General features: G+C 61.2%; 3 protein-coding genes and 1 pseudogene. All 4 read left to right on the top strand.

What is annotated here, in order from left to right:
- On the top strand, positions 1-976 hold a 976-nt coding region (gene trpB, locus H1Y01_RS16380), incomplete at its 5' end, for a tryptophan synthase subunit beta (protein WP_180541582.1).
- Entirely contained in the window at positions 973-1,758 is a 786-nt protein-coding gene (trpA, locus tag H1Y01_RS16375; protein WP_180541581.1) for a tryptophan synthase subunit alpha, read from the top strand. The genes trpB and trpA, both read left to right, overlap by 4 nt.
- Positions 1,755-2,093 (top strand): chorismate mutase, encoded by a 339-nt coding sequence (pheA, locus tag H1Y01_RS16370; protein WP_180541580.1) that lies wholly within the window; start codon positions 1,755-1,757, stop codon positions 2,091-2,093. The genes trpA and pheA overlap by 4 nt, the downstream gene beginning before the upstream one ends.
- Positions 2,094-2,098: 5 nt before the next feature.
- Positions 2,099-2,569: pseudogene (locus H1Y01_RS16365) on the top strand (hypothetical protein); the annotation flags it as partial.

Genomic DNA, 2,569 nt, shown 5'->3' with positions numbered 1-2,569 from the left:
GCGCATTTACCTAAAGCGCGAAGACCTGCTGCATACCGGAGCGCACAAGATCAACAACTGCCTGGGGCAGGCGCTGCTGGCAAGGCGCATGGGCAAGCGCCGGATCATCGCCGAAACCGGGGCGGGTCAGCACGGGGTTGCGACCGCAACGGTGTGCGCGCTGTTCGGTTTCGATTGCACCGTCTACATGGGCGAAGAAGACATGCGGCGGCAGCGATTAAATGTATTCCGCATGCGTCTACTCGGCGCGAAAGTGGTCGGCGTGTCGTGTGGGAGCCGGACGCTGAAAGACGCGATTAGCGAAGCGATGCGCGATTGGGTCACCAACATCGACACCACGCATTATCTGCTGGGATCGGCTCTGGGTTCGCATCCGTATCCGCTGATCGTTCGTGATTTTCATCGCGTGATCGGCGTCGAAGCTCGCGAACAGATTCTCGAAGCAGAGGGCCGTTTGCCGGACGCGATCTTCGCGTGTGTCGGCGGCGGCAGCAACGCGATCGGCATCTTCCATCCCTTCGTGGGCGATTCGACCGTTAAACTCATCGGGATCGAAGCCGGCGGCACCGGCCCGGAACTCGGCTCGCATGCCGCGCGATTCAGCGGCGGTTCCCCCGGAGTGCTGCAAGGGGCAAAGAGTTATCTGCTGCAGGATGAAGACGGCCAGGTGTCGCTCACACACTCTGTTTCTGCGGGTCTCGATTACGCCCTCGTCGGTCCCGAACACGCGTGGCTCTACGATCGAAAGCGCGCCGAGTATTGCAATGCATCGGATGCCGACGCGATCGCAGCCGCGGTCCGCCTGAGCCGAACGGAGGGCATCATCCCGGCTCTCGAAAGCTCGCATGCGATTGCGGAAGCCATCCGGCGCGCGCCCGATTATCCGGACCAGATCTTCATCGCCAATCTCTCCGGCCGCGGCGATAAGGACATGGACATCTATCGCGAGAATCTGAAGGGCATCGATCACGATTGACGCGCATCGCCGAACTGTTCCACTCGAAGCCGCATGCGCTCATCGCCTACATCACGGCGGGCGATCCTGACCCTGAACGCACGCCGGCGTTGGTCGAAGCGTTAGTCCGCGGCGGCGCCGATCTGATCGAGTTGGGTGTGCCGTTTTCCGATCCGGTGGCGGATGGTCCCGTGATTCAACGCGCCGGTTATCGAGCTCTCGCGAAGGGAACCAATCTCAAGCGCGTCCTCGAAATCGCCCGATGCATTCGCGAGCATTCTGAAGTTCCGCTGCTGCTATTCACTTATGTGAACCCGGTGGATCGCTACGGAATTGCGTGTTGCGCGGCGGACGCGAAAGCCGCCGGAATCGATGGCTGCCTGCTGATCGACGCCAGCGTGGAGGAAGCCGGCGAGTATGTTGCGGTGATGCGTGACGCGGGACTTGACACCGTGTTTCTCGCCGCGCCCACCAGTTCCGATCGCCGTCTCCGATTGATCGCTGAATACTCGAGCGGATTTATCTATCTCGTGAGCCGCACCGGAGTCACGGGTGAACAGACGAAAGTATCCAGTGCAGTGGCGCCGCTGGTGGAGCGCATGCGTGCGCTGTCGAACTTGCCGCTGGCGGTCGGGTTCGGGGTGTCGAAACCCGAGCATGTTGCGGAGATCGGCAGAATCGCGCCGGGTGTGGTGGTGGGGAGTGCGATCATGAGCCTCATCGAGAAGTATGGCAACGATCCGGATCTGGAAGCGCGTTTGGAACGATTCGCCGGCGAACTCAAATCAGGTTTCGGCCAATGAATGCTGAAGATACATTGAACGAGTGCCGCGATCGCATTGACGACGTCGACCGCCGTATCCTGACACTGCTGAATGAACGCACGGAAATCGTGACCGTGATCGCGCGCGTTAAGGCGGAAGCGCAACTGCCGGTGTACGAGCCCAAGCGCGAAGAAGAAGTGTTTCGCAACATCGCCAACGGCAATCGCGGACCGCTTTCGAATGACGCGGCGAAACGAATTTTCGAACGCATCATTGATGAGATGCGCAAATTTCAGCGCGAGCGAATGGCGCAGCGCGGCGCTAAGTTGGGTGATCCAGTGGGCGGGAAGTCGGGCGAGGGCACGGCATGTTGATTGTCATGGAATCGAACGTAGATGAAGGCGATGTGCAGCGCGTCATTGACCGCATGGTTACGCTGGGGTTCGATGTGCATCGATCGAGCGGGATGACGTACACCGTACTGGGCGGGATCGGCGACGCGCTTCGTTTTGAGATTGAGGAGTTTCGAGGTATGCCGGGAGTCAGGGAAGCCATCCGCATCAGCAGCCGTTGGAAGCTGGCGGCGCGACGCGCGCATCCGCAGGGCAGCCGCGTCCGAATCGGCGCGATTGAAATCGGTGGGGAGCCGGTGGCGGAACTCCCGGGCGGAGCCACGTTGCGAGTCATTTGGGAGTCGTCGCAGGTGCGCGTTTTATCGGCGCATGCGGACGCGCTGGTGGTTCCCGCGCAGGCGATGGAGAATGAGGCGCTGTTACGCGAACTGGGACGCGCGGGCGTCCCCGTAATCCTGAAGCGCGGCGAGTGCTCGACCGTGGACGACTGGATCGCT

Origin of the sequence: Nevskia soli, assembly GCF_903970205.1 — a bacterium.
GTDB lineage: Bacteria > Acidobacteriota > Terriglobia > Bryobacterales > Bryobacteraceae > Bog-113.
Note: the sequence above shows the minus strand (reverse complement) of the source record. Positions and strands in the feature narration are given on the sequence as shown.